The organism is Nocardia sp. CS682, assembly GCF_004634405.1.
Classification (GTDB): Bacteria; Actinomycetota; Actinomycetes; order Mycobacteriales; family Mycobacteriaceae; genus Nocardia; species Nocardia ninae.
This window is the reverse complement of sequence record NZ_CP029710.1, coordinates 7536431-7559555: the sequence shown is the minus strand read 5'-3', so window position 1 is coordinate 7559555 and position 23125 is coordinate 7536431. Positions and strand designations below refer to the sequence as shown.

Genomic DNA, 23125 nt, shown 5'->3' with positions numbered 1-23125 from the left:
GTGCCAGGAGAGGTCCTCATGCCCGACAGCAGTGCGCAATTCCGGCCGATCGAGTCACTGCTCGCGCAGACCGCAACCGAGTTGGGAGTGCGGTCGGTGCTCGTGATGCGGTCGACGCCGACACATATGGCGGTGGAGGCGACGGCCGGTGCGGCGGAGGTGCATTACCCGGTCGGCGCCGAAGGCAAGAAGGGCTCGGCCTTCCCGGCGGCGCACGAGCTGTACTGCGAGCGGGTGGTCGACAACGACACTGCACTGTTCGTGCGTGATTCGCGCGCCGACCCGGATTTCGCGGGGAACGAGGACGAAGTGGAGTTCGGCTTGGTCAACTACCTCGGGTTGGCCGTGCACAACCCGGACGGCAGCGTGTACGGCACCGTGTGCGTGCTCGACGACCAGGCCCGCGACTACACCTCCGAGGAGCGAGCTCGGCTCGAAGAACTGCGCGCGGCGGCCGAGCAGGCCCTTGCCACGCGCCCCGCGGCGCTCTGAGCTGCGGCGGGACACGCACAGAAAATCTACAGTCGCCACTGTAGACATTCCGACGCCGCTGTTATATGGTTCATCCCGTCAGCAGAGAAGAAAGCCGCAGTGGCCGGGTAGAGGATGAACTTCCCGGAATGAGATGAAGTGACTGAATACCCTCCCCTCCGGGTGGCTGACGACAACGCCACCGGAGGGGAGGGACGTACACCACGAAAGGTAGGGAGCGGTGCCCGGTTCCGACGCGCTCTCAGCGTTCGGACGGCATAGCGCGTATCGCAGCGCAAGCGGGCATCGCGGTTCCATGGATTGGAGGTGGTCGACAGTCCTAACGATGCGATCCCCACACCCCACCCTGCAGCACGGGATGTGGAAAGACGAAGCCGGTCACGATGGCCGGCATGGTGAATAAACCCCCTCTGGGCCCCGGCGCTCCACGCGCCGGGGCCCAATTCTTTTTTCGCAGATAGGTATTCATGGAACAGACCCACGCCGACCCGGCAACCGACAACCCCGGCGCCAAACTGGACGACGACGACTATCCCGCCTACAGCATGGGCAGTGCCGCGGACGCCCTCGGCGTAACCCAGGCCTTCCTGCGCGCCCTCGACGCCGCCGAACTCCTGACCCCCCAACGCTCCGACGGCGGCCACCGCCGCTACTCCCGCTACCAACTGCGCATCGCCGCCAGGGTCCGCGAATTGGTCGACCAGGGCACCGCGCTCGACGCGGCCTGCCGCATCATCATTCTCGAAGACCAGCTCGCCGAAGCACAGCGCATCAACTCGGAACTGCGCCGGAATCACGGACAGCACGCGGCCGGCTCCGGACGCGATATCGCGCAGTAGCCGTTGCGCTCAACAGGTTCGAAGAGCTGATACGCGGACAGGGGCGGTGGTCGACGCGACCACCGGTTCACGCCTCGTTCGCGGTCAATGCGGCGACACCCGGACCAGTCAGCAGTGCGGCTGCCGCGGAACGGCCTGTCGCGAGCAGGAGCAGCGCGCCTGCGGTTCCCTGCACGAGTTCACCCGTGCCCGTTGACCACTCGATGTCGGTCGCGACGAGGCGATAGCGCGACAGGCGCTCTTCGATGCCGAACCGGTCGGCCGTTTCCCATACCCGATGCAGCGCCGATCGGGCTGGTACGGACGGCATGTCGTGGATGATGCCGAGCGGGATGGCGATATCTTGGGCATGCACGAGCACGTCCAGCAGGCGGTCGGCGGGGACTGTGCCGATCGGGACGAATCGGGACGGCGCGGTGGCGCGGAGGTCCGCGAGCAGCTGGCGGGTGCCGACGCGGTCGGCGTAGCGAATGGCGCTGTCCCGTAAGCCCCGATGCACGTTGCCACGGGCACGGATCAGATTGACCACTATCCAGCCGAGATTCGCGCGCGTCGACAGCACCAGATGCGCGACGACATCGCGGACTCGCCATCCCGCGCAGAGAGATGCGTGATCCCAGTCGGATTCGGCGCGGTCGGCGAGCAGGTCGGCCACGCGCGCGCGTTCGGCGGCGACGGCGTGCCAGATCTGCTCGGTCGTCATGGATTCGGGGTGGTTCATCGGTCGATCCCTCTCACTCGAAGTTCCATTACGGTAGGAACTCCACCCGAGTGGAGGTTCAAGTCGATGTGACCGAGGACACCTACCGCGCCGCGATGAGCATCGGCGAGTTGGCGCGCCGCACCGGCGTGCCCGTGCGAACCATCCGGTTCTATTGCGACAGCGGGATTCTGGAGTATCGCCGGACCGGCGGCGGGCATCGGATATTCGACTCCCCCGCCGCGGTGGACCGGCTGCTGCTGGTGCGCCGATTACGGGCGCTGGGTCTGCCACTGCCTGCGATTGTCGGCGTGCTCAACGGCGCTGAATCGCTCGGTGCGGTCGCGGCGGCCGAACGCGCCACCCTCGATGCCGAGCTCGACGCGCTCCGGTGGCGCAGAGCGACCCTGTTCGCTCTCGAATGCGCGCCGCCCGGCGAACACACACGTCGGCTGGAACTGCTTGCTGCGGTGCAGGACCGGAGCTCGATCATCGATAGCGCCGTCGCATTCTGGCGGCCCATTCTCGGTCCGCTGCCCCGCGAGCAGTTCGATTCGTTCATCGACATGAATCTGCCGACGCTCCCGAGCGATCCCGCGCCGAATCGGTTGGTCGCCTACGCCGAGCTCACCGCGCTCACCACCGATCCGCGCGTCAAAACGGCGATGACGCAGCAGATCTGGCGATCGGAGCGCGGGAGCATCGGTGACCGCAGGCAATTGGTGACGGCCGTCGCCGACGTCTGCGAGATCGTGGCCCCGCTGGTCGCCACCGGCGAAAGGCCCCGTCCGGGAGCGGAGCTCGACCAGTACGTGCACGCCCACGCGGCAGCCCGCCGCCAACGGGACACGCCCCGGTTCCGGCGCGCACTCCTCACCGGCACAGCGGACACGGATCCTCTGCTGCACCACTACTGGCACCTCACGGCCGAGATCACCGGCACGGAGGCGACGGCAGGAGCCATCCACTACTGGCTGTCGGACGCGCTGCGGCAGACGATCTAGCGCCGCAAAGGTTTCCTCGGCCTAGCGGTCGCGGCCCGCCGCGGGGGTGGACGTCTTGCGGCTGGTGCGGGCGCGGCGCCGGGCGGCCTGGAGTTCGGCGAGTTCCTGTTCGAGGATCTCGGCGATACGGAATTGGCCGGTGTCGTGGATTTCCGGGGTGGGGATGGCGGGCGCGTCTTCGCCGGGCTTGGCATCCGCTGGGGTGGTGGGCTTTTCGTCGGCCGGGGCGGTCGGCCGCTTGACGGCGGCGGTCGGCGCGGTCGCGGACGGGCGTTCGGCCGACTTCACGGTGAGTTTGTCGGGGGTGGCGGCGGGCTTGCTCGGCTTCGCCGGCGTGGCGATCGTCTTCGACGGAGCGGCCTGCTGCGCGGTGGCCTTGGTCGGGGTGGCCGACTTCTGGCTGGGGGCCGCGACGGCGGGCTTGGTCGCCGTGCCGGTGCCGTTCACCGGCGTGGCGGGCTTGCTGTCGGTGTCGCGCTTCTCGCCGTTCACGGGGGTGGCGGGCTTGCTCTTCGCGGCAGGCTCTTCGGGTGCCGGTGCCGGCACCGTGGGCTTGCGGTCGGGAGTGCTGGGCGCGGAGCCGTTTTCCGACTTCGCCGCCGGACGGATGTCCTTGGTGTCGGCGAGGTCGCTGCCGAGCGTCGCGGCGGCCACCACCTTTGCCGAGGGCGGCGGAGTGGCGGAACGGAACGCCGAGCGGACCGGAGCGGCGGGCTCGGGCGTGGCGGCATCGTCCTCGTCGGTGACCACGACGGTTTCGATCTCGGGGTCCACGACGGCGTCGCCGGTTGGCCCGGCGTCCAGTTCCGCGAGCGGGTCCGGTTCGGCCTCGACGGTCAGTTCGGCGATCGAGTTGGACGCCATCACCTCCGCCGCCGAGCGGCGCAGCCGGTAGCTGGCGATCGCGGGCAGCGTGCGGCGGATCTGCTCGGCCGGGTCGGGCAGATCCCGGACCTGGTCGGTGGCGCGGTGGATGGCGAGCCCGTAGCGGGCGCTCGCGGCGTCGTGGATGAGCAGCGCGACACCGATCATCACCGGCGCGACGGCGTGCACGGCGGCGTCGTACCAGTGCTCCGCCCGCAGATACGGGTAGGTGTTCAGGGTGACGGTCAGCGACAGCAGTGCGACCTCGGCGGCGACGACCTGCTTACGGTTGTCGACGACACCCCACTCGGCCACCTTGTTGGTGCCGATCATGATGATGATCAGGCAGACGCTGATCATCGCCTCCAGCAGGTAGCTGAACCAGTACAGCGGGTCACCGGGACCGCCGGGCGCGATGTTGTGCTGGACGTTCACCGCGGACCACAGCATGCCCGCGCCGACGACACCGGCCAGCGCACGCAACGACCAGGCCCGATGCCGGTACAGCGAGGCGAGTTTGGCATGCGGGCTCGACTCACGGCGCTGCGCCGCAATTGCCTTGCGGGCCACCAGTAGATCTCGCATGTCGGCCTTCTCGATCGCTTCGGTGGTCTGCCTGGCGCGGTCGGCCGCCGACGCGGCGGCTTGAGCCTCTTTCCAGCGCTGACCACGGTCTTGCCCGCGAATCTTCTCGGCGAGCTCGCGTTCGGCCAGCAGCTCGTCCTCGGAGAGCGCTTCGGTCAACGCGGGATCGAATTGGTATGCCAGCCGGCCGCGGGCCTTCTCGACCCGCCTCGCCAGCTGTGTGACCTCGTCCTCAATGGGATGCTGGATGGTCATTTCGGCTCCAGGAGGAGATTCGATGGCAGACAAGTGATCACGCGTGGGAAGGCTACATCGCATTCGCCCGCGACGCACCGTTGCCAGCGAAAACCGTCGATTTGCCGGGTGAATGCGGCGTGCCGCCGCGGTGTTTTCCGGATGATCATAGAACAGGCACGACGATTCGCAACCGCTGTGTTGCCGGCGGTCGACCAGGTGGCAGCCGTGCGGCGGCGGTCACTGCGCGCCGAGTGTCTTTGCACCGTCGGCGAATACGACGCGATCAGGAAAGGCCCGACTTCACTATGACCGGTTCGTCCGGCTCTCCACGATGAAACTCGCTGCGGTCGTGGCGCTCCCACCGATGTTGAGGGTGGCGAACCGACAGGCATCCGGCACTTGATAGGCTCCTGCCTGCCCGGTGACCTGTTTATAGGCATCGAGCACCATTCGTACACCGGTCGCTCCCACGGGATGGCCACCGCCGATCAATCCGCCACCAGGATTGACCGGTATCCGGCCGTCACGCGTTATATCGCCGCCTGCCACGGCTTTCCAGCTCTCCCCAGGGCCGGTGATGCCGAGGTGGTCTATCGCCATGTACTCGGACATGGCGAAGCAGTCGTGCACCTCCACCCCGTCCACCGCGTCGATATCGGGCAGGCCGGCACGGCCGAGTGCGTCGAGCATTGTCCGGCGCACATGGGGAAAGACGTATGGGTCCTCGGCGCTTGCTCGTATCTTTTGCGCCAGTGGCAGGCCCGCGGTGCGATGGCCCCAACCGCTGATCACCGCGCGACCCTCGGGCCGTAAGTCGCTGCGCCGCGCCAGGAATCGATCCGAGACCAGAACCACGGCGGCCGCACCGTCGGTCATCTGACTGCAGTCCTGGCGGCGTAGTCGACCGGCCACCGGCGGGTTCGCGGTGTCGTCGGTGCCGAAGCTATCCGGGGTGAATGTCCAATTCCTGGTCTGTGCCAGCGGGTTGGTGCGTGCGTTGGCGATATTGAGTTCGCTGATCGCGCGCAGGTGGGTGTCGTCGAGGCCGTAGCGGCGGTCGTACTCGTCGGCCAGCTCGGCGAACATGGTGGGCCACACGAACTTCGTGTCCTGTGCCTCGTGACCGACCCAGGCGGCGGCACCGAGATAGCCCGCCGCCACGTCGCCCGGCACGGTCTTCTCCAGCTCGGCGCCGATCACCAGGGCGCAGTCGTAGCGGCCGGATTCGAGGTCGGTCATCGCGGCCAGCAGCGCCATGCTGCCGGAGGCGCAGGCTGCTTCGTGCCTGCCCGCAGGTACGCCCCACAGTTCGGGGATGACCGTGGCGGGCATACCGCCGAGCTGACCCTGGCCGGTGAACAACTGCCCGAACGCGTTACCGACGTGGATCACGCCGATCTCGGACGGTGTGATGTCCGTTGTCGCGAGAGCCTGGCCGACCACGGTTCCCATGAGTGCGTCGAAGCCCTTGCCGTCGCGGTGCCAGTTGACGGCGAAATCGGTTTGGCTACCGCCTAGCAGGTGAATGGTGCTGGTGGACATCGGAACTCCTGTATCTGTTGGCAGAACGGTGTGCTTGCCGATTTCCGATCAGGACTGATCGCCGGTCAACGTCGTCCGCAATTCGCGGCGCAGCAGCTTGCCGACCGGGTTGCGGGGCAAGGTCTCGACGATCTCCAGTCGCTCGGGCAATTTGAAGGAGGCCACCTCGCGGGCGCGTAGATGCTCGGTCAGGACGTCCAGCGTCACGGTCGCGTCGGGCGCGGGAACCACGAACGCGCAACACTTTTCGCCGAGTACCGGGTCCGGGTAGCCGACCACGGCGACGTCGGCTACGCCGGGCGCGTCGGCAAGGAGGCCCTCGAGCTCGGCCGGGGCGATGTTCATGCCGCCGCGGATGATGATCTCTTTGATCCGGTCTACGAAACGCAGGTATCGGCCGTCCTCACCGCACAGCTCGAATACATCTCCGCTGCAGAGGAATCCGTCGTTGTCGAACGGTTCGGCCGAGGCGGTGCCTGGCAGGTAGCCGCCGAAGACGGCGGGGCCCGCGAGCCGGAGTTCGCCGGTCCCACCGACTTGCGTGACCGTCGCGCCGGTACCGACGTCGACGAGTTTCACCGCCGTCCGGTCGGCGAGCCGGGAGGCCCACTGCACGCCGGGTGCGCCGTAGCGCGGCAGGTACTGCGCGCGGATCTCCGGATCGGGGAAGTCGACGGGTGCGCCGAGCAGGCATACGCCTTCGTTGGAACCGAAGAAGTTGAGCACCTCGATACCCAGCTCGTCCTGCCAGCCGCGCACCACGCTGGGCGGCAGCGGGGCGCCACCGGACCCGACTCGCCGCAGTGACGACAGGTCGGCCGAGGCGCGCAGAGTTTCGTTGTGCAGCAGCATCGTCAACAGTGCGGGCGGCATGCTGGTGTGCGTCACCCGGTGCCGCGCGATCTGGCCGAGGAAGACCGGTAGGTCCAGCGGGTGATGTTGCACCAGGTGTCCGCCGGTGAGCAGCCATGGCAGGAAGGATGCGGCGAAGCCCGCCATGTTGACCATGGGGAAGGGGTTGAGCAGCACCGAGTCCGAGGTCAGATGCAGGCCGTCTTGCACGCCCCAAGCCATGGCGAGCCAGTCACCGTGGCAGCGGGGAATTCCCTTGGGTGCGGCTTCGGTTCCGCTGGTCCAGCAGATGGTTACGCGGTCGTTCACCGAAACCGCCAGTCCGCTGGCGTAGCACCGTAGCCGCTCCCGATCCGCGGTGTCGGCGGGTTCGCCCAGCAGGATCGCACCATCCGGCACGCCAGGTCCGAAGGCGAAGACGGTGCCCTCGTCACCCAGCACTTCCAGTGCCTCGCAGGCAAGTTCGCGCCCCGACAGTCGACCCGCCGTGATGATCGCCGTCGCGTCGGCGGCGGAAACAATGCCGGACAGCTCATGACGGCGATAGGAAGCGGGCATGGGTGTCGCGACCGCGCCGAGACGCCACAGCGCGAAATAGGTGGCCGTCAATGCGATCGAATTCGGCAACAGGACCGCGACGGTGTCGCCCTGTCGAATGCCGTTGCGGTGCAGCACCGCTGCGAGATCGAGGATGTGCTCGTCGAGTTCGCGCCAGCACAGCGTTCGTGGTTCCGCACCGGTCAACGCGGCGAGGTTGGCGGGATCGGTGACGGCGGGCGCGTCCGGTGCCGCGTCGACCCGGCGCTGGAAAAGCTCCGGCAGGGTGTCGGGCTGCCACCACCCTCGATCGAGATACTCGCGCACCCGGTCTTCTGGGTGGCAGGTACGGACATTCACCCTTGCGACAGCGGAACCACCTGCGACCGTGAAGTTCGCGGAGGCATCGGAGCTTGCGGGGTCAATGGAATTGGTCGCAGCGGCGGAGTCGGGGGCCACAGCAGTGGACTCGGTATCAGCCGTCGGGTCGGCGGCAACGGTGGCAGCGTTGGGGTCCGCGGCAGCCATGGGGCCGGCGGCAGCGGTGGTGGAGTCAACGACGGCGACATCTGCTGCAGTGATGGGTGATTCAGCCATGGGGTGTTCCTTCATTCGAGACGCCGCAGCACCACCGCGGAGCCCAGACCGAGGGCTGCGGGGATGGTGATCAGCGCGTGTTCGCCACCCGTGCGCGTCAGTGCGTCGAGGGCTTGGACGATCAGGTTGCCGCCGGTCGCGCCGAGGGGGTGGCCGACCGCGAGTGCGCCACCGGTCGGGTTGACCAGGTCCTCGTCGAGATCGAGCTCTCTGGTGAGCAGAATCGGTGTGACGGCGAAGGATTCGTTGGCCTCCACCACGTCCAGGTCGGCGGCGGTGAGACCGGCGCGCGCGAGCGCTGCCCGTGCTGCGGCGGCCGGGGCGGTCAGCAGTGGTGAGCGCACGGCGGTCTGCGCGGCGCCGACGATCCTCGCGATCGGCCGCCGCCCGAGCAGCCGTGCCGCGCGGACGCTTCCCACGACCACCGCGGACGCACCGTCGGCGAGCTGTGGCGCGGTCGCGATCGTGTGCAGGCCGGCTGCCGGGCGCGGAGAATCGGGCAGGCGGCGGGCTACCCGCTCCCAGGCCGGGTCATCTCCGAACAGGGCCGGTAGTGCGGCGAAAGCGGCACTATTGGCGTCCGGCCGAGCGCCCTCGTCCGCGGCGAGCAGCACGGTACCGCCCTTGTGTACGGCCACGATGGACTCGGAAGTCGTTGCGGCGGCTGCCTTCTGGTGTGAGCGCACCGCGTAGGCGTCGAGTTCGGCGCGGGTGATGCCGTAGGAGGCGGCGGTGAGGTCGGCGGACACTCCTATGGTCACGAAGCCGGTGCGTTCACCGAGGTCGGTGTCGGTAGCAATGGCCGGACGATCCGACAGCATCGGTACCCGGGACATCGACTCCACCCCGCCCGCGACGATGACGCCCGCATAGCCTGCGCCGACCCTGGCCGCGGCGCTCTCGATGGCGTCGAGTCCGGAACAGCACAGCCGCGACACGACGCCGCCGGGCACCCGGTCGGGCCAGCCGGCCCACAGCGCAGCAGCGCGCGCCAGATTTCCGCCCTGCTCCCCTACCGTCGTGCCGATGCCGACCAGGATGTCGTCGACGGAATCCACGCTGAGCGAACGGCTTTCGAGGGCGCTGAGTAGTTGTCCGAACAGCTCGTACGGCGGAATCTCGGCGAGCGTGCCCCCTGCTTTACGAACTCGTCCCCTAGGCAGCCGGACGGCGTCGTAGATGTAGGCGTCAGGCATTGTCGATCCTCGCGAGGGTTTCGAGGGTGTGGTGACCGGCGGGATCCTCGGCCGAAGTGGTAGGCACGACGACGATCTCGTCGGCACCCGCACGGCGATACGCGTCGAGGCGGTCGGCCAATGCGGCAGTGTCGCCGAACATACCTACGGCAGCAGGCAATTCGTCGGGCACGGCGGCCAGGACATCACGCGGGTGTGCACCACTCTGCGCCAGACGCACCACCTCGCCGAAGCCCGCCTCCTCGAACATAGCGTCGTAGCCGGGCGCCCGCAGATAGCCCACGACACCGCGGCGCACGGTGGCGCGCATGTCGGCGGTCGGGTCCGCGGCGGCGGTGACCCACACCGAGATCGCGGGGCTCGGTAGGCCCGTGTCGACGGCGGCCGCTCGCACCAGTTCGGCACACCGCGACACCTGTTCCGGCGTAACCAGATTCAACACCACACGATCGGCGGTACGGGCAGCGGCAGCCAGCGCACGAGCACCGAAGGCGGCCACGGCGATCGAGGAGTGCGGCGGCGCGAGCCGGAGCCGGTAGCCCTTGATGCGCTCCACCGCCCCCTCGAAATCGACCTTCGCGCCCGTGAGCAACCCACGCAGGATGCGCGCCGAGTCCTCCAGATGTACTGCGGTACGGGTTCTTTGACGGCCATGCCAACCGCTCACGACCACGGTGCTCGAGCTTCCGATAGCGACATCGACAGACCGGCCGGTGAGCGCGGCCACGCTCGCCACGCCCATGGCGATGGTGGCGGGACTGCGGACATCGACGGCAAACGGGCCGAGACACAGTGGGATTCGGCCGGGTGCCATCCCGATAGCGGTGGCCAGCGCGAAAGCATCGAAGGTCGCCATCTCCCCGATCCACAGCCGGTGGTAACCGAACTTCTCGGCTGCTTCGGCGACGGCGAGGGCGTCCAGCGGATCGCGGTCCTGCCAGTACGGCAGGCTCACGCTGAGCCGGTGCCGGTCGGCGCTCACTCGGCTGTTTGCGCCGCGGCGCGCATCCGGTCACCACTGACCCAGGTGGCGTGGAAACCGAGGGGCACGCGGGTCGGCAGGCCCAGGCGGCACAGTGGACCTGCGGCGAGGTCGGCAGCGTCGTAGATCCATACCTCCGACAGTTGGGTGTGGCTGTTGAAGGCGAACATGGTCAACCAGGCGTCGTCCTCGTCGCGCGCATCCGGCCGGGGCACCACGGCGAGCTCGCTGCCGAAGATGCCGTCGCCGAACGGCTGGGTCTGCTTGGCGCCGGTGCGCAGGTCGTATTTGATCACCGCGTCGAAGAGCATGGTGCTGTCCACCGACAGCCGCATCTGATACGACCAGCGGCCGCGTTGCCCGGTGCTGCCCTGGTCGATGGCCGGGAACTCGGTGTTGACATCGTCCATCACCTCCTCGAGGGTGGTGCCGGTGCGCAGGTTGAAGCGGTACTTGTGCAGTTTCGCCTCGGGCCGCAGGTAGGCGAGCAGCTGAGCGAGCGGGTTCGCGCGGTCGGAAACCGGGCTCGGCTTCGAGACCCGGCAGACCACCATGACGATCTCGTCGCCGTCCTCCCAGGCGTTGACCGTGTGATAGATGTAGCCGGGCGCGGCCTCGAACCAGCGCACCTGGGTGCCGTCGCCGCGGCGGGGCAGCACCGCGAAACGGCTGGGCAGCGTGCGGTCGAAGAACAACTTGAACCGGCCCGCCGCGGCGGCCCTCGGGTCGTTGTAGAGCGGCAGATCCATCAGGATCGAGTAGTTCTCGGTGATCGCCATGTCGTGCGGCAGCCGCGGTCCCGGCAGCTCGAGCCCGGTGTAGTGGGTGACCGTGCCGGACGGGTCGGCGACGCCGTAGCGCAGGTATGGCGCGTGGATGCCGTAGTCGAAGAAGATGAATTCCTCGGTGCGCTCGTCGACCTTCGCGTGCGCGGAGACCTCGCCGGGCAGCGTGCCGCCGAAGGTGTCGACGCCGCGGGTCTCCAGGCTGATCGGGTCCAGCGCATAGGGTTTGCCCGCGCGGTACCACAGCGAGAGCAGGTTGCCGTGATGGAAGACGACGTCGGTGTTGGCGGAGTTGCGTTCCCTGCGGTCACCCGGTGGGTTGTCGTCCCACGGCTCGATCACCCCGCGCCACAACGCCGTTCCCGCCGCACGCTCGGCCTCGAACTCGGCGGTGCGGATGTAGCGGTTGCGGTAGGTGGCCTTGCCGTTCTCGAAGTGCACCGCGTGCAACATGCCGTCGCCGTCGAACCAGTGGTAGCGACCGATGGGTGCGAACTGCGGGTTGGGGCCGTTGCGCACGTAGACGCCGTCGAGGTCGGCGGGGAGTTCGCCGTGCAGGACGGCGAGGTCGGTCGCGGTGATCTCGGCGGCGGACGGCGCGTACATGCCTTCCAGATACGGATTGGTCAGTGCTTGCGCGGCCGGCGCGATGAGTTCTTCCTTGAGCGTCACAATGCCCTACCCTCCACTACAGTTAATGAAGTGATACGCGTCTCAAAGAAGGGTGTCAAGAGTGCCTGGTGAGCGGATCAGGCCAGGCGGTCGAGGATGGTCTGCGAGACCGGTTCGAACCGGACGTCGGTGCGTTCGAGCCGGGCGTCGCAGCCGCGGCAGCGCAGCGCGGGCACCAAGTCCGAGCCGCACGCGCGGTGCCGGATACGCAAGCCCGGTTCGGGCGCTTCGGGATGCACCCGCGCCGACCAGGCGAGCAGGAAAGCGAAGATCGGGAACAGTGCGCGCCCGCGCGGGGTCAGCCGATATTCGCGGCCCGCGCCTTCGCCGGATCGGTACAGGATCTCGGCTTCACACAGGCGAGTGAGCCGCTCGGTCAACGTGGTCGGAGACATGTTCATGGCCATACGGAAGTCGCCGAATCGGCGCATGCCCGCCAGCGCCAGACCGGTCACGGTGGCGCTCCATCGATCGCCGATCGCGGCCATGACCTCGTCGAATTGCATATCGCTCCGCGCGGAAACCGGGGCGCGGGCGCGGCGCCTGCCACTGGAGGTGAAGTGCCCCAACGCGTCGTCGCCCAGCTCGACATCGGTGTCGCGCGGCGTCACCGTGTGGCCGCAGGTTCGGCACATCAGCACCGGCGGTCCCCGATGACCGCACGCGTCGTGTACCAAGTCGGGGTGCAGCGCGCCCTCGGCGGTCCACTCGCGCTGCCAGCCCCAGATGGAGACGAGGATTTCCCAAGTCGCGCGGCCCAGTTCGGTCAGCAGATAGTCGAATCTGTCCGGCGTCCCGGCCTGCGGCGTGCGAACGAAAACGCCTGCGTCGACAAGGGCCGCGAGCCGCGCGGTGAGCACAGCGGGCGGTGCGCCGGTGCGCTCGATCCACTGATTGAACCGGCGGGTGTGATTGACGAAGGCGTGCCGCAGGATGGTCAGCGTCAGGCGGTCGCCGAGCAGGTCGAAAGTCGCCGCAACCGGATGCGGAACGGGTTGCCCGGCGTCGATCGGCCCATCCGCCATTCGCGCGTACACCTTCGCATTTCGGGTCGACATTTGCACTTCATTAACTGTAGTCGATGGCACTTCTGACACTGCGTGTTCGGCCCGCAGGGTATCCCTGATACGCGCAACGCGTCGATCAGCTCGAGCACGCCGACATCGAATTGATCGCTGAGAACACCCCTTCGCCTTCCCCGCGGCCGCTTACTGCAGCGAGACGAGGATCGGTATCAAACCACGACCATCGGCATGTCCCTGTAGCGCTTTGCCCAAGACCGCGCCGAATGCCAAGGCCGGGTCGGTCGCCTTCATGGCGTATCCCGGTGTCGGCGAGGTGGTCAGGAGATCGCCCACTTCGACGGCCCCGTGGTCCGCGTCGACCATGCAGAATGCCTTGCCGTTGAGGGCAACCGTCACTCGTTCGCCTGCGCCGCCGACGCGATCGAGCACGATACCCGGCCGCAAGGTACCCGCTCCGGAGACGACGCCGGCTACCCGCCGGTCGTAGGGCCGCTCGCATTGTCGCAGTCCCCCACCGGAATCGATGACCAGCACACTGCCGGGCGCGAGGCCGGCGACCGGCGTATCGAAATCCTCGGCACAGTCGCCGCCGGCCAGGATCAGGTCGGTGGCGGTGACCGTTCCGGTGACAGTGACGTCGCCGACGAAGTGGCCCGCCGGGGTGCCCTGGCCCCAGATGCCTGGGCCGTGCTCGCTGTAGCCTTCGACCGCGGTGGCGTTGGTCGCGACACCGACGACACCACGTCCCCCTCGGCCGCCTGCGCCGAACACAGCGATCCCGGTCTCGGTGTTCCCTTCCACCGCAGTGTGTTCGGTGCTGGTACCGACGACACCACGTCCGCGTTGGCCGCCTGCGCCGAAGACGGCATCGCCTGCCCCCGTATGCTCGCCGAGTACGGCGGCGGTCGCCGGATCTGCGGACTGCTCTCTGACTGCCATCGGAGTCTCCTTGCTAAGTCATCAGTTGCCGGACACCGACCCGTTCGCCGGGCGTCAGCGAGCGGAGTCCTGGTGTGAGAGTGAGGTTGTGGTCGCGCAGAAAACGGCGCAGACTGCGGTCGGCCGCACGGTGGCGGGTGATCGACCAGGTCACCGTGTAATCAGAGTTGCTGCCGCAGCCTGCGGGTGAGTCGTCACCCGGGTAGCGGATCGTCTGCCGATAGGTGGTTCCACCGGCTGTATCGATGGCCTTGTCCCAGGCGGCTTTCGTCTTACCGATGCTGCCCATGGTGACGAAGCCGTCGCAGTCGGGAAACAGGAATGACCCGAGCTTAGCGATCGGAATAAGACGCAACCAGCTTCCGTCGTTCCATTCGATGGCTCGGCCGTCCAGGTTCATCCCGCCGCCATCCGGATAGCTGATCTCCTTCTCCCCCGGCGACACAGCCTGCTCGATGTGTTCCTTCGCTTTCTCGGTGAGCAGCTCGTTGGCAGCGGCCAGCCCGCGCTCGAGTTTGCCGGCGTCGCCGTTGTAGATCGTGTAGCTGAATACGATCGGTGTCGCGACATCGGCGGCGACGACGGGAGTGAAAGTCAGATTGACGCCGTGGTCACCGTCGTCGACGTCACCGGCGAAATGCGATTGCGTGGGATAAGAGCGACGTCCGGCTTTGAGACCGAAAGTAACCGTATCGGTATCGTCGTTCCGAGACCGGGTGGTGTCGATATGAAATTTCTCCAACGTGATGGTGTATATGCCCACGGCTACCTCCCCTGCCAGCACAACCCTCGGCTGATGAGTGTGGCAGAACAGCGCCGCCGTCTTCGCGGCATTGTTTCGCTGAGCGGACCGCGAATTCCGGACGGCTGTTGTCCGTTACGGAGGTGGTTGATTCCGGGCGTACTGCTTCGCGATCCACCGGCAGATGGCTTCCACGACGTAAGCCCGCTCGGCGTCGTCGAGCGCGTGCCCGGCCGGAATGCCGTGCCAGCGCGCGAGACAGGTGCGGCAGCACGTCGCGGTGGCGTGCTGGGCGACGAAGACGGGATGTCCGCGATAGGGCGTCTGCCGACCGTCGTTGGGCGGCTCGGCCGGGGCCAGTCTGCGGGCGATCAGATCCCCCGCGTGCTTACGAACGGTCTCGATCCCACGCAGGTCGACGACCGCGCGGTCCCGTCCGCGTAGCCGGAACTTCGCGCGGAAATGGTGCTGGCCGATCCGGTCCAGCCTGTCATCGAGTTCGTCCGTCATAGTCCGAGTTCGGTTCGAGGGCCGTGGCGGGCGTCGCTCTGATCGCCCCGAAACCGACGCTATCAGCGGCCACCGACACCAGCCTGAGCAGCAAGTATCGGCTCACTCGAACGCGCGGCTGGTCGAGACCGGGCATTGCCGATCCACCAGCTTGCCCGCGCCGCCGATCAGGCGCCGCCCTTGGCGAGGTAGTCGGCGGGGTCGTACAGGATGCACAGGCGCTGGATTTTCTCTTCGGCGAAGGTGAAGAACTCGGCGAGCCGGGTGACGCCCTCAGGCAGGTGGGCGTCGTAGAGGACAGCGGTGCCGTCGGGACCGTGCACCTCCTGGATCAGGTCGATCTTCTGGACATTCGCGATGAATCCCCGCACTCCCTGCAAAAACCGCGCCGCGCCGGTCACCGGCCCAGCGATCGGACCCTCGAAGTGCAGGTCGGCGGCGAGCAGCGGCGCCAGATCCGCGCCGTCCCCGTAGTTCTCGATCCCGCCCGTGAGGATCCGGTAGTACTCCCTGAGTATGGCGGGTGCCTTGTCGCTGACGACAGTCATGGTGATCTCCCTTGCCTCGGTACCTGGTTTAGAAACTAAACCACCTAGTAGAGATTTTCAACCACTCTGCTAGTCTGCCGATATGCGCTCGTACAATCAGTTCTGCTCGATGGCCCGCGCCCTCGACCTGGTCGGCGACCGCTGGATCCTGCTGATCGTCCGCGAGCTGCTCACCCAAGGTCCCTGCCGCTTCTCCGACCTGCGCCGCGGGCTGCCAGGCATCGCCAGCAACCTGCTGGCCGACCGCCTCCGCGACATGGAGAGCACCGGGCTCATCGCCCGGCACGACGAACCGCCGCCGGTCGCTGCCACGCTGATCAGCCTCACCGACCGCGGCCGGGACCTCAGCGGCGTGGTCCGCGAACTGACCCGCTGGGGCGCCCCACTGATGGCCGCTCCACCGGACGACGACGCATTCCGGGTGCACTGGTTCTCGCTGCCGCTGCGCCACCTGTGCACCGACACCACACCCGACGAACCAGCGAGCGTCGTGCGCCTCGGCGACCTGAGCGACGGCTGCGACATCATCGCCGACCGTGGCCGGATCGAGGTGCGCCCCTGCACGACCGACCGTCGACCCGACGCGACGGTCACCGCGCCACCGCAGGTGTTCGTCGCGCTGTTCACCGCAGCGGTGACCCTGCGGGCGGCGATGACGATGGGACTCGCCGTCGACGGCTCCGTCGCGGCCCTCGAACGCGTGCTACCCCGAGGCGCCGACGACTGACACGCACAACGGCGACAACGGTTGTGGACCACAGCTATCTCAGGGGATTACCACCGACTCCAGTTCCAGATCGATGCCGAGGCGGGCGAGCATTTCCCGGAACTCGGTCGCCGGGTAGCGTTCGTTCTCGGTGACCAAGCCGACGACGGTGCCGGTGCCCGGTACCGAGAGCGGACGGATCTGGTCTACTACGCCTTCGATGGGGTCGAAGAGGTGCAACTCGGGGCGGGCGCGCTCGAAATAGTCACGTAGCCAAGGCAAATGCGTGCTCGACAGGGTTATCGCGTCGATGGCGGGATGTGCTGCGAGCAGCGCGTTCAGGAAGTCGCTGATCACCGACGCGGTGTGTTCGCGGCGGAACAGGAAATCGCCGCTCTCCACCAGTTCGACCAACGATGACGCGTTGACCGCGTGGATCCGACCGATCGCCGAACCCGTTGTGGTACGCAGGAATTCGGTCAGCTCGGCGCTCTCCACCAGGGAACGCACACCGAGCACCGCGACCTCGTCGGCGATGGCCAATGCCTCGGCGATCGGCGGGCGCACCCCGAAAATCGGGACGGGGCTGTGCAGGTCGTCCAGGATGGTTACCGACGGCGCGTTGGAGGCCAGCAGGATGGCGCTCGGTGCGAACTCGGCCAGGAAGCGCACCGCACGGTCGACCACGGACAACAGTTCGGTCCTCGTCTTCGCGCCGTACGGGAAGCTGGCGCGGTCGGCGAGGTAGACGATGTCGCGGTCCGGCAGGCGCCGGTGCAGCAGTTCCACCGCCGAGTAACTGCCGAGGCCCGCGTCGAAGACGGCGATCGGCTGCCGTAGAGAGGTCACCCGCCGATCATGCCGGGCGGTCGCCGTGCGGTGGTCGTTGGTGCCTGACAGACTCGGCGGGTGACCGATTCTCGTGATGCCGACGCGACCCGGCTGGCAGCCGCTTCGCTGGCGCAAGGTGACCCGACCGGATGGTTCGAGCGACTCTACGCGGCCGCCTCAGCGGGCGCGGCGGTGGTGCCGTGGGATGCCGACGAGCCGAATCCGCTGCTGGTCGACTGGGTCGAGCGGCATGAGCGGGCCGGTGGCGGGATGCGGGCGATGGTGGTCGGATGCGGGTTGGGGCGCGATGCCGAGCACCTGGCCGGGCTCGGGTTCGAGACGACCGCGTTCGATGTGTCGGAGACCGCGATACAGACTGCGCGGCAACGCTTTCCGGCGTCCACGGTGAACTATCGGGTCGCCGATCTGCTCGCGCCGCCCGCCGAGTGGGCGGGTGCGTTCGACCTGGTGGTCGAGTCGATCACCGTGCAGTCGATGCCGGTCTCGGTGCGAGCGGCGGCGACGGCGCAGGTCGCGCGGATGGTGGCGCCCGGTGGCGAACTGCTGGTGATTGCGGCTATTCGCGAAGAAGGCGTGGCGGTGGACGGGCCGCCCTGGCCGCTCACCCGGGCGGAGATCGATGCGTTCGCGGTCGAGGATCTGCGGTCGATGCGGGTGGAGCAGGTGGCCCGACCGGACAAGCCGGGGTTCGCGCGGTGGCGTGCGGTGTTCCAGCGGAGCTGAGATCTGCGCGTCTCGAGCGACGACGGCAGGATGGGTAGGTGACCGACGACATCGGCCTGGTCTGGTACGCGGCCTACGGGTCGAACATGCACCTGAGCCGACTGCGGTGCTACCTCAACGGAGGCACGCCGGAGGGCGGCGCACGAGCCATGCTCGGCTGCCGCGACCCGGCCGAGCCCGTCCGCTCGGTGCCCATCATGCTGCCGGGCCTGCTGTATTTCGCCACCGAATCCCGGATCTGGACCGGCGGCCGCGCGTTCTACGACCCGGAGGGTCCGGGCGAGACCGCGGCTCGCGCCTACCTGCTCACCGCCGCGCAATTCTCCGACATCGCAGCCCAGGAGATGTACCGCTCCCCCGGCACGGACCTCGACCTGACCGAGGTGATCACCACCGGGCGCGCTCCTCTCGGCCCGGGCCGATACGAAACCCTCTCCTACGCAGGGACATTGGTCAACCACCCGATAATTACCTGCACCGCCCCCTGGCGCCACACCGACCTCCCCGGCAACGCCCCCTCCCCCGCCTACCTACGCCACCTCGCCGCGGGCCTCGTCGAATCCCACGGCTGGACCATCGAAGCCACCGCCACCTACCTCGCCACCCGACCGGGTGCTGACCTCACCTGGACCCCGGAAACCCTCACCACACTCCTGACCAGCACTCCGCCCCCGGTGTGATGCGCCGCCGAAAATAGTTTCAGCTGCGCGGGCAAATGTGAGAGCGTCGCGGCGTGCGCGATGGATGGCCCGAACGCCTGGTAGTACGTCCCTTCACCCGCAGTGACGCCCGGCAGGTAGCCGGTTGGCAGTACGCCGGTCCGTGGCAGATCTACAATTTCGACTCTGCCGATGACGATGAATTGCCAAGTGCGGCCGATGGATACATGGCAGTGGCCGATGCCGACACGGACCGCATTGTCGGGTTCTGCTGCACCGGACCCGAGGCGCGGGTGCCGGGCCTCGATGAGATTCCCGCCGTGGTCGATCTTGGCGTCGGCATGGACCCGCAATGGGTTGGCAGAGGTCACGGTGGGCACTTCGGCACCACCGTGCTCGCTCAGCTCCGCCGGGACTACCCGGCCATTCCGGTGCGCGTGGTCGTCCAGACCTGGAACACACGGAGCAGGCAGTTGTTCCGCCGACTGGGATTCGTCGAACGCGGCGAACACCACTGCGTGCAGAACGGTCGATCGGTCGCCTACACCGTGGCTGTGCTGTCGGCCTGAACGCCATGTCCGAATCCAGCCGGACATCGGATGATCATGTCCGTTGAATAGCTTTCATGAGCGAAACCGAAATCCCGACCACCAAGACGGCCCTGGTTACCGGCGCGAGCCGGGGCATCGGCCGTGCTATCGCGGAACGATTGGCCCGCGACGGTGCACTGGTAGCAGTACATTTCGGTCAGAACGACGCGGCGGCCAAAGACGTGGTCGCCGGCATCGAGGCCGACGGTGGCCGAGCTTTCGCGGTACGCGGCGACCTCAGCTCCACCGACTTCGCGCCCCTGCTGGATGACATGGACGCGGGCTTCGCCGGCCTCGGCGCTCCCGGCGGCCTGGACATCCTGGTCAACAACGCGGGCATGACCATCATGAAGGGCGTCGACACCATGGCGCCCGCGGAATTCGACACCCTCTTCGCCACCAATGTCCGCGCCCCGTTCTTCCTGGTGCAAGGCGTCCTCGACCGGCTCCGGGACGGCGGCCGCGTCGTGAATCTGTCCTCGGCCGTCACCAGGATGGCGGTCCCCGACATCCTGGCCTACACCATGACCAAAGGCGCCATCGACAGCTTCACCCGCGTCCTCGCCCAGACCCTCGGCCCGCGCGACATCACCGTCAACGCCGTCGCCCCCGGCTATGTACTCACCGATATGAACGGCTGGCTCATCGACAACCCCGACGGTCAGCGCGAAGCCTCGGCCAACGTCGCCCTCGGTCGCGTCGGCCGCCCCGCCGACGTTGCCGACATCGTCTCTTACCTCGTCAGCGACGACGCCCGGTGGATCACCGGCCAAACCATCGACGCCAGCGGCGGCACCGCCCTCTGACAAGACATGCTGTGCCGCAGTCGATTACGGTCCACAATAGCTTCGACGCTCGGAACCGAGCCCGGTTATCCGGTCGGCACAGCCCTGGCGGGCCCGTCAACGATCCGAGCTGTCAGCCAGCATCAGCTTGAAACCCACGTGGCTGGCTTCGAATCCGAGCTTGCCGTAGAAACGATGCGCGTCCACCCGACTACCGTGCGAGGTCAATTGCACCAGGGCGCAACCGCGTTCACGCGCCCGCCGCACGCACTCCTCGATCAGCCGCGATCCCAGACCGATGCCACGCATCGGCCGATCCACCCGCACCGCCTCGATCTGCGCCCGTACCGCACCCCTGCGGGCCAGGCCGGGCAGAAAGCTCAGTTGCGCCGTTCCCACCACGGCACCGCGGTGTTCGGCTACAAGTAACTCCTGACGCGGATCCTCGTCGATCTCGGCGAAGGCCGCGCGATACCGGCTCAGGTCGGCTACTGATTCGCGGCCGCTGCCGAGTGTGTCATCGGCGAGCATCGTCACCAGCGCAGAAAGGTCATCGATCGTCGCGGACCGGAAGATGATCTCGTCCATGCACTGATTCGATCACGAGCCGCGCAACAGGACTACCGTGCACGCCGCCGAGAGCCTGAAACCTGGGATCGGTAGGGGGCGCACGCGGCATCTACTTACCCCATGACATCTTCTCAACCTCCCATGAATCAACCGCAGTCCACCGGCTTGGACAAGAAGACCAGCGCGATCCTCTCGTACACGCTGGGGTGGCTCACCGGAATCATTTTCCTGTTCGTCGGAAAGAACGATCCGGACGTGAAATTCCATGCCGCGCAATCGATCGTCTTCTTCGGGGCGGTCTCGGTGGTCAATATCGTTTTGAGCATCGTCGGCTCGTTCCTCGGAGTCCTCGGGCTCATCTTCAGCCTCGCCGGACTCGCAGTCGCGATTTTCGCAGTCGTCGTCTGGATCATGGCCATGGTCCAGGCGAACAACACCGGTGGTGTCCGCGCGGAGCTGCCTCTCGTCGGAAAGTTCACTGCCCGCTATGCCGATCAGCTGGCCAACGCGAGCAAATAGCGGCATATACCCCCGCCGGCTTTCGTAGCCGATGATGCTGTCGGCATTCTGCACGGCATGCGACAGTCCGAAGATCAACGGCCCGAGGCTATCTCGGGCCGTTGGCGTTCGTGCGGCCGGTTCGGGGAGCGCTCAGCCCTCGCCGTCGAGGTTCAGCACGACCAGCGGCATGGGCCGGTCGACCTTGGACTGGAAGTCCGCCAGCAGTGGATGGTTGGCCAGCATCCAGGCCGCGAACTCGTCGTACTCCGCACCTTCGAGCACCTTGCCGGTCGCCTGATAGGTCTTGCCCCTGAGCTCGACAGTGACCTGCGGATTCGCCTTGATGTTGTACCACCAGGCCGGGTACTTGTCCTCGATGAACGAGCTCACGAACATGGTGTCGCCCCGGTACAAGGGTCCCAATGGAGTCGTGTGCCGCTTGCCGCTCTTGGCTCCCGTGGTGGTGAGCAGGATGAGGTCCCCGCCCGCGTAAGCACCGCCCACCTTGCCCGAGTTCTCCCGGAACTCCTTGATCACATCATCGTTCCAGTTGGCGATGCCGCCCTCCTGGTCCCATGCCTGGTTCCACGGCGCGTTCGGATCGTTGTAGTCGGTGATCTCGGCCTGCTCCGGCTGCCCCGCAGCCGATTCGGTTTCGCTCATGAGTCGAGTATGTCGCGCAGGTAGGACAGATACGGTCCTAATTCGACGAGAGATCGTGAGCAATTCGGACGCGTGCTCTGTCATGCTGCGGGACGCACGCGCTGGGCAGTCGTCCAGGTCGCTTGGTCGACAACGCACCTCGATGCACGCTCAGTAGCCGCTGTACGCGCTGTTCGATCGGCCACCAAGGGCTCTCCGGAAGAGTAACTGTCGCAGATTGTTTCAGCGTCCAACGCACTGATGTGCCGCTGGGCGCGCGGTTCGGTTGGACTGCGACCGTCGCCAGCGCTTTGGTCGTGATCAATAACGACCACCTGGACATCTCCTTGCTGGTCCACTGGGCAAAGCGTGAGTTGTACTGCCGGACCGCCGGACTCAACTCTTGATGGTCAGCCATTCGCGGACATCGGCCATTGCCGTGCCGCCGCTGTCGGCGTCGATGTCAGCGGCCAGGTCGGCGATGGAGACGTGGGCGAGCGCGTGTGCCCATGCGGCTTCGGCGGCAGCCATCGCACGGGCGATCGCGCACGGGCGTGCACATTGCCCGGCGGGAATGCCCAGCGGTCCGCGCTGCCTGAATCTCGCCACATCGGTAGGCGGGTTCGTCGCCATCAATAGCCCGCACCGCCTGTAAAGCGCTGATCTCCGAGGCGGGTTTGGTGAGGGTGTAGCCACCGGCTTGGCCCATGGCGGAGCGAACGATGCCGCCCCGCGACAAAGCCTGGAGGTGCTTGGCCGTATACGCCGGCGGGGTGCCGTGCAGTTCCGCCAGCCGCGCCACCGGCACCGGATCACGCCTTTGACCGAGCGTGACACAACTGTGTAGGGCCCATTCCACGCCGCTCGACATCTTCACGCCCCCACCCTAACCCATCGGGGATAAACGAAAAACGCTGACGAACTATTTTCCGCCAGGGGTGCATTTCTGGTCGACGATGCTGTCGGGAGTATTGACAACAGCACTGCTACATGACGTCAGATAGTCGTCCGTTTCAGGGTCGAAGATGGCAATCATATACCCGGATTTACCTTTGAAGCTGCCACGTTTGAGGCTTTCTCCACGCGCTTCACAATCGCTTGCAGTTACCGAAATTCTATCGTTCTTGGCAGTGATTTTTACTTTGGCTTTTGGGGCAGTCGTATGCGATCGGTTTGTTGGTTATCACTGGCTTGTCGCCATCGTCGGCGAGGGCCGCAGGCGTAGCGATCATCAAGCCCGCAACGACAAGACCGCACGTTGTGAGAATCCCGGTCGTTCGTGCACGATCGAGGTGCATAGCCGTTTCTATCCGTCGAAGGTGGACCAGCTGATCCGGTTCACCGTATCCCCATGTATTCGGAGCTGCAACGATTCCGGATGGGAGTGTCATGAAGCATCTGCGATGGTGGTCCACCGAACAGGGCCGGACCACTCACGTGGCCAGCGCG

At 66.9% G+C, this 23125-nt stretch carries 25 protein-coding genes and 1 pseudogene; 9 read left to right on the top strand and 17 right to left on the bottom strand.

Annotated elements, in window-relative coordinates:
• Window positions 1-18 precede the first annotated feature (18 nt).
• Window positions 19-492, top strand: coding sequence for a GAF domain-containing protein (locus DMB37_RS34240; RefSeq protein ID WP_135236213.1), 474 nt, complete (start codon window positions 19-21; stop codon window positions 490-492).
• A gap of 545 nt (window positions 493-1037) precedes the next feature.
• Window positions 1038-1331 carry a MerR family transcriptional regulator gene (locus DMB37_RS34235; RefSeq protein WP_206055402.1) on the top strand — a complete coding sequence of 98 codons (294 nt, stop codon included), beginning with the start codon at window positions 1038-1040 and terminating at the stop codon, window positions 1329-1331.
• 67 nt (window positions 1332-1398) lie between these two features.
• On the opposite strand, the gene DMB37_RS34230 is transcribed toward DMB37_RS34235, so the two are convergent.
• Window positions 1399-2052 carry a maleylpyruvate isomerase family mycothiol-dependent enzyme gene (locus DMB37_RS34230; protein WP_135236211.1) on the bottom strand — a complete coding sequence of 218 codons (654 nt, stop codon included), beginning with the start codon at window positions 2050-2052 and terminating at the stop codon, window positions 1399-1401.
• A gap of 50 nt (window positions 2053-2102) precedes the next feature.
• On the opposite strand from DMB37_RS34230, the gene DMB37_RS34225 reads away from it, so the two are divergent.
• Window positions 2103-3035 (top strand): MerR family transcriptional regulator, encoded by a 933-nt coding sequence (locus DMB37_RS34225; protein WP_206055069.1) that lies wholly within the window; start codon window positions 2103-2105, stop codon window positions 3033-3035.
• A gap of 21 nt (window positions 3036-3056) precedes the next feature.
• Here DMB37_RS34225 and DMB37_RS34220 read toward each other — a convergent pair whose 3' ends face one another.
• The 11 genes from DMB37_RS34220 to DMB37_RS34170 all read right to left on the bottom strand — a co-directional run bounded on the left by DMB37_RS34220 (window position 3057) and on the right by DMB37_RS34170 (window position 15648).
• On the bottom strand, window positions 3057-4739 hold the full coding sequence (locus tag DMB37_RS34220; protein WP_135236210.1) for a hypothetical protein: 1683 nt from the start codon (window positions 4737-4739) through the stop codon (window positions 3057-3059).
• 285 nt (window positions 4740-5024) lie between these two features.
• Window positions 5025-6263, bottom strand: a complete 1239-nt coding sequence (locus tag DMB37_RS34215) for an acetyl-CoA acetyltransferase (RefSeq protein ID WP_135236209.1) — start codon at window positions 6261-6263, stop codon at window positions 5025-5027.
• A gap of 48 nt (window positions 6264-6311) precedes the next feature.
• Window positions 6312-8249, bottom strand: a complete 1938-nt coding sequence (locus tag DMB37_RS34210; protein ID WP_240771782.1) for a class I adenylate-forming enzyme family protein — start codon at window positions 8247-8249, stop codon at window positions 6312-6314.
• A gap of 11 nt (window positions 8250-8260) precedes the next feature.
• Complete coding sequence (locus DMB37_RS34205) at window positions 8261-9445, bottom strand: acetyl-CoA C-acyltransferase (protein ID WP_135236208.1); 1185 nt, start codon at window positions 9443-9445, stop codon at window positions 8261-8263.
• Entirely contained in the window at window positions 9438-10427 is a 990-nt protein-coding gene (locus DMB37_RS34200; protein ID WP_206055068.1) for an LLM class F420-dependent oxidoreductase, read from the bottom strand. Before DMB37_RS34200 ends, DMB37_RS34205 begins: the two co-directional genes overlap by 8 nt.
• On the bottom strand, window positions 10424-11884 hold the full coding sequence (locus DMB37_RS34195) for a carotenoid oxygenase family protein (RefSeq protein WP_135236207.1): 1461 nt from the start codon (window positions 11882-11884) through the stop codon (window positions 10424-10426). Before DMB37_RS34195 ends, DMB37_RS34200 begins: the two co-directional genes overlap by 4 nt.
• Window positions 11885-11961: 77 nt before the next feature.
• Window positions 11962-12942 carry a helix-turn-helix domain-containing protein gene (locus DMB37_RS34190; RefSeq protein ID WP_240771781.1) on the bottom strand — a complete coding sequence of 327 codons (981 nt, stop codon included), beginning with the start codon at window positions 12940-12942 and terminating at the stop codon, window positions 11962-11964.
• 150 nt (window positions 12943-13092) lie between these two features.
• Window positions 13093-13848, bottom strand: a complete 756-nt coding sequence (locus DMB37_RS34185) for a hypothetical protein (RefSeq protein ID WP_135236205.1) — start codon at window positions 13846-13848, stop codon at window positions 13093-13095.
• Between the two features lie 13 nt (window positions 13849-13861).
• Window positions 13862-14611, bottom strand: a complete 750-nt coding sequence (locus DMB37_RS34180) for a hypothetical protein (RefSeq protein WP_135236204.1) — start codon at window positions 14609-14611, stop codon at window positions 13862-13864.
• A gap of 114 nt (window positions 14612-14725) precedes the next feature.
• A complete protein-coding gene (locus DMB37_RS34175) occupies window positions 14726-15100 on the bottom strand; it encodes a DUF4186 domain-containing protein (RefSeq protein WP_135236203.1) in 375 nt (124 codons plus the stop codon).
• Window positions 15101-15267: 167 nt separating this feature from the next.
• On the bottom strand, window positions 15268-15648 hold the full coding sequence (locus DMB37_RS34170) for a nuclear transport factor 2 family protein (RefSeq protein WP_135236202.1): 381 nt from the start codon (window positions 15646-15648) through the stop codon (window positions 15268-15270).
• 82 nt (window positions 15649-15730) lie between these two features.
• Between DMB37_RS34170 and DMB37_RS34165 the strand changes: the two genes are divergently transcribed.
• Window positions 15731-16375: a helix-turn-helix domain-containing protein gene (locus tag DMB37_RS34165; RefSeq protein WP_135236201.1), complete on the top strand. Its 645-nt coding sequence runs from the start codon at window positions 15731-15733 to the stop codon at window positions 16373-16375.
• 39 nt (window positions 16376-16414) lie between these two features.
• Here DMB37_RS34165 and DMB37_RS34160 read toward each other — a convergent pair whose 3' ends face one another.
• Window positions 16415-17203 (bottom strand): glutamate racemase, encoded by a 789-nt coding sequence (locus DMB37_RS34160; protein ID WP_135236200.1) that lies wholly within the window; start codon window positions 17201-17203, stop codon window positions 16415-16417.
• A gap of 60 nt (window positions 17204-17263) precedes the next feature.
• Between DMB37_RS34160 and DMB37_RS34155 the strand changes: the two genes are divergently transcribed.
• From DMB37_RS34155 to DMB37_RS34140, 4 genes are read left to right on the top strand one after another with little or no spacing between them, the layout of a single operon-like run.
• Window positions 17264-17929 (top strand): bifunctional 2-polyprenyl-6-hydroxyphenol methylase/3-demethylubiquinol 3-O-methyltransferase UbiG, encoded by a 666-nt coding sequence (locus tag DMB37_RS34155; RefSeq protein ID WP_135236199.1) that lies wholly within the window; start codon window positions 17264-17266, stop codon window positions 17927-17929.
• Between the two features lie 38 nt (window positions 17930-17967).
• Window positions 17968-18609, top strand: coding sequence for a histone deacetylase (locus tag DMB37_RS34150; protein WP_240771780.1), 642 nt, complete (start codon window positions 17968-17970; stop codon window positions 18607-18609).
• A 53-nt stretch (window positions 18610-18662) separates the two neighbouring features.
• Complete coding sequence (locus DMB37_RS34145) at window positions 18663-19157, top strand: GNAT family N-acetyltransferase (RefSeq protein ID WP_135236198.1); 495 nt, start codon at window positions 18663-18665, stop codon at window positions 19155-19157.
• A 56-nt stretch (window positions 19158-19213) separates the two neighbouring features.
• Window positions 19214-19984, top strand: coding sequence for an SDR family oxidoreductase (locus DMB37_RS34140; protein WP_135236197.1), 771 nt, complete (start codon window positions 19214-19216; stop codon window positions 19982-19984).
• A 96-nt stretch (window positions 19985-20080) separates the two neighbouring features.
• Here the strand turns inward: DMB37_RS34140 and DMB37_RS34135 are convergent, their stop codons facing one another.
• Window positions 20081-20551 carry a GNAT family N-acetyltransferase gene (locus DMB37_RS34135; RefSeq protein ID WP_135236196.1) on the bottom strand — a complete coding sequence of 157 codons (471 nt, stop codon included), beginning with the start codon at window positions 20549-20551 and terminating at the stop codon, window positions 20081-20083.
• Between the two features lie 123 nt (window positions 20552-20674).
• On the opposite strand from DMB37_RS34135, the gene DMB37_RS34130 reads away from it, so the two are divergent.
• Window positions 20675-21052 (top strand): DUF4870 domain-containing protein, encoded by a 378-nt coding sequence (locus DMB37_RS34130; protein WP_240771779.1) that lies wholly within the window; start codon window positions 20675-20677, stop codon window positions 21050-21052.
• Window positions 21053-21184: 132 nt separating this feature from the next.
• Here the strand turns inward: DMB37_RS34130 and DMB37_RS34125 are convergent, their stop codons facing one another.
• The 3 genes and pseudogenes from DMB37_RS34125 to DMB37_RS42040 all read right to left on the bottom strand — a co-directional run.
• Entirely contained in the window at window positions 21185-21697 is a 513-nt protein-coding gene (locus DMB37_RS34125) for a nitroreductase/quinone reductase family protein (RefSeq protein WP_135236194.1), read from the bottom strand.
• A 375-nt stretch (window positions 21698-22072) separates the two neighbouring features.
• Entirely contained in the window at window positions 22073-22207 is a 135-nt protein-coding gene (locus DMB37_RS42045) for a hypothetical protein (RefSeq protein WP_370465443.1), read from the bottom strand.
• A 124-nt stretch (window positions 22208-22331) separates the two neighbouring features.
• Window positions 22332-22547, bottom strand: a pseudogene (locus DMB37_RS42040) (Rrf2 family transcriptional regulator); the annotation flags it as partial.
• Between the last annotated feature and the right edge of the window lie 578 nt (window positions 22548-23125).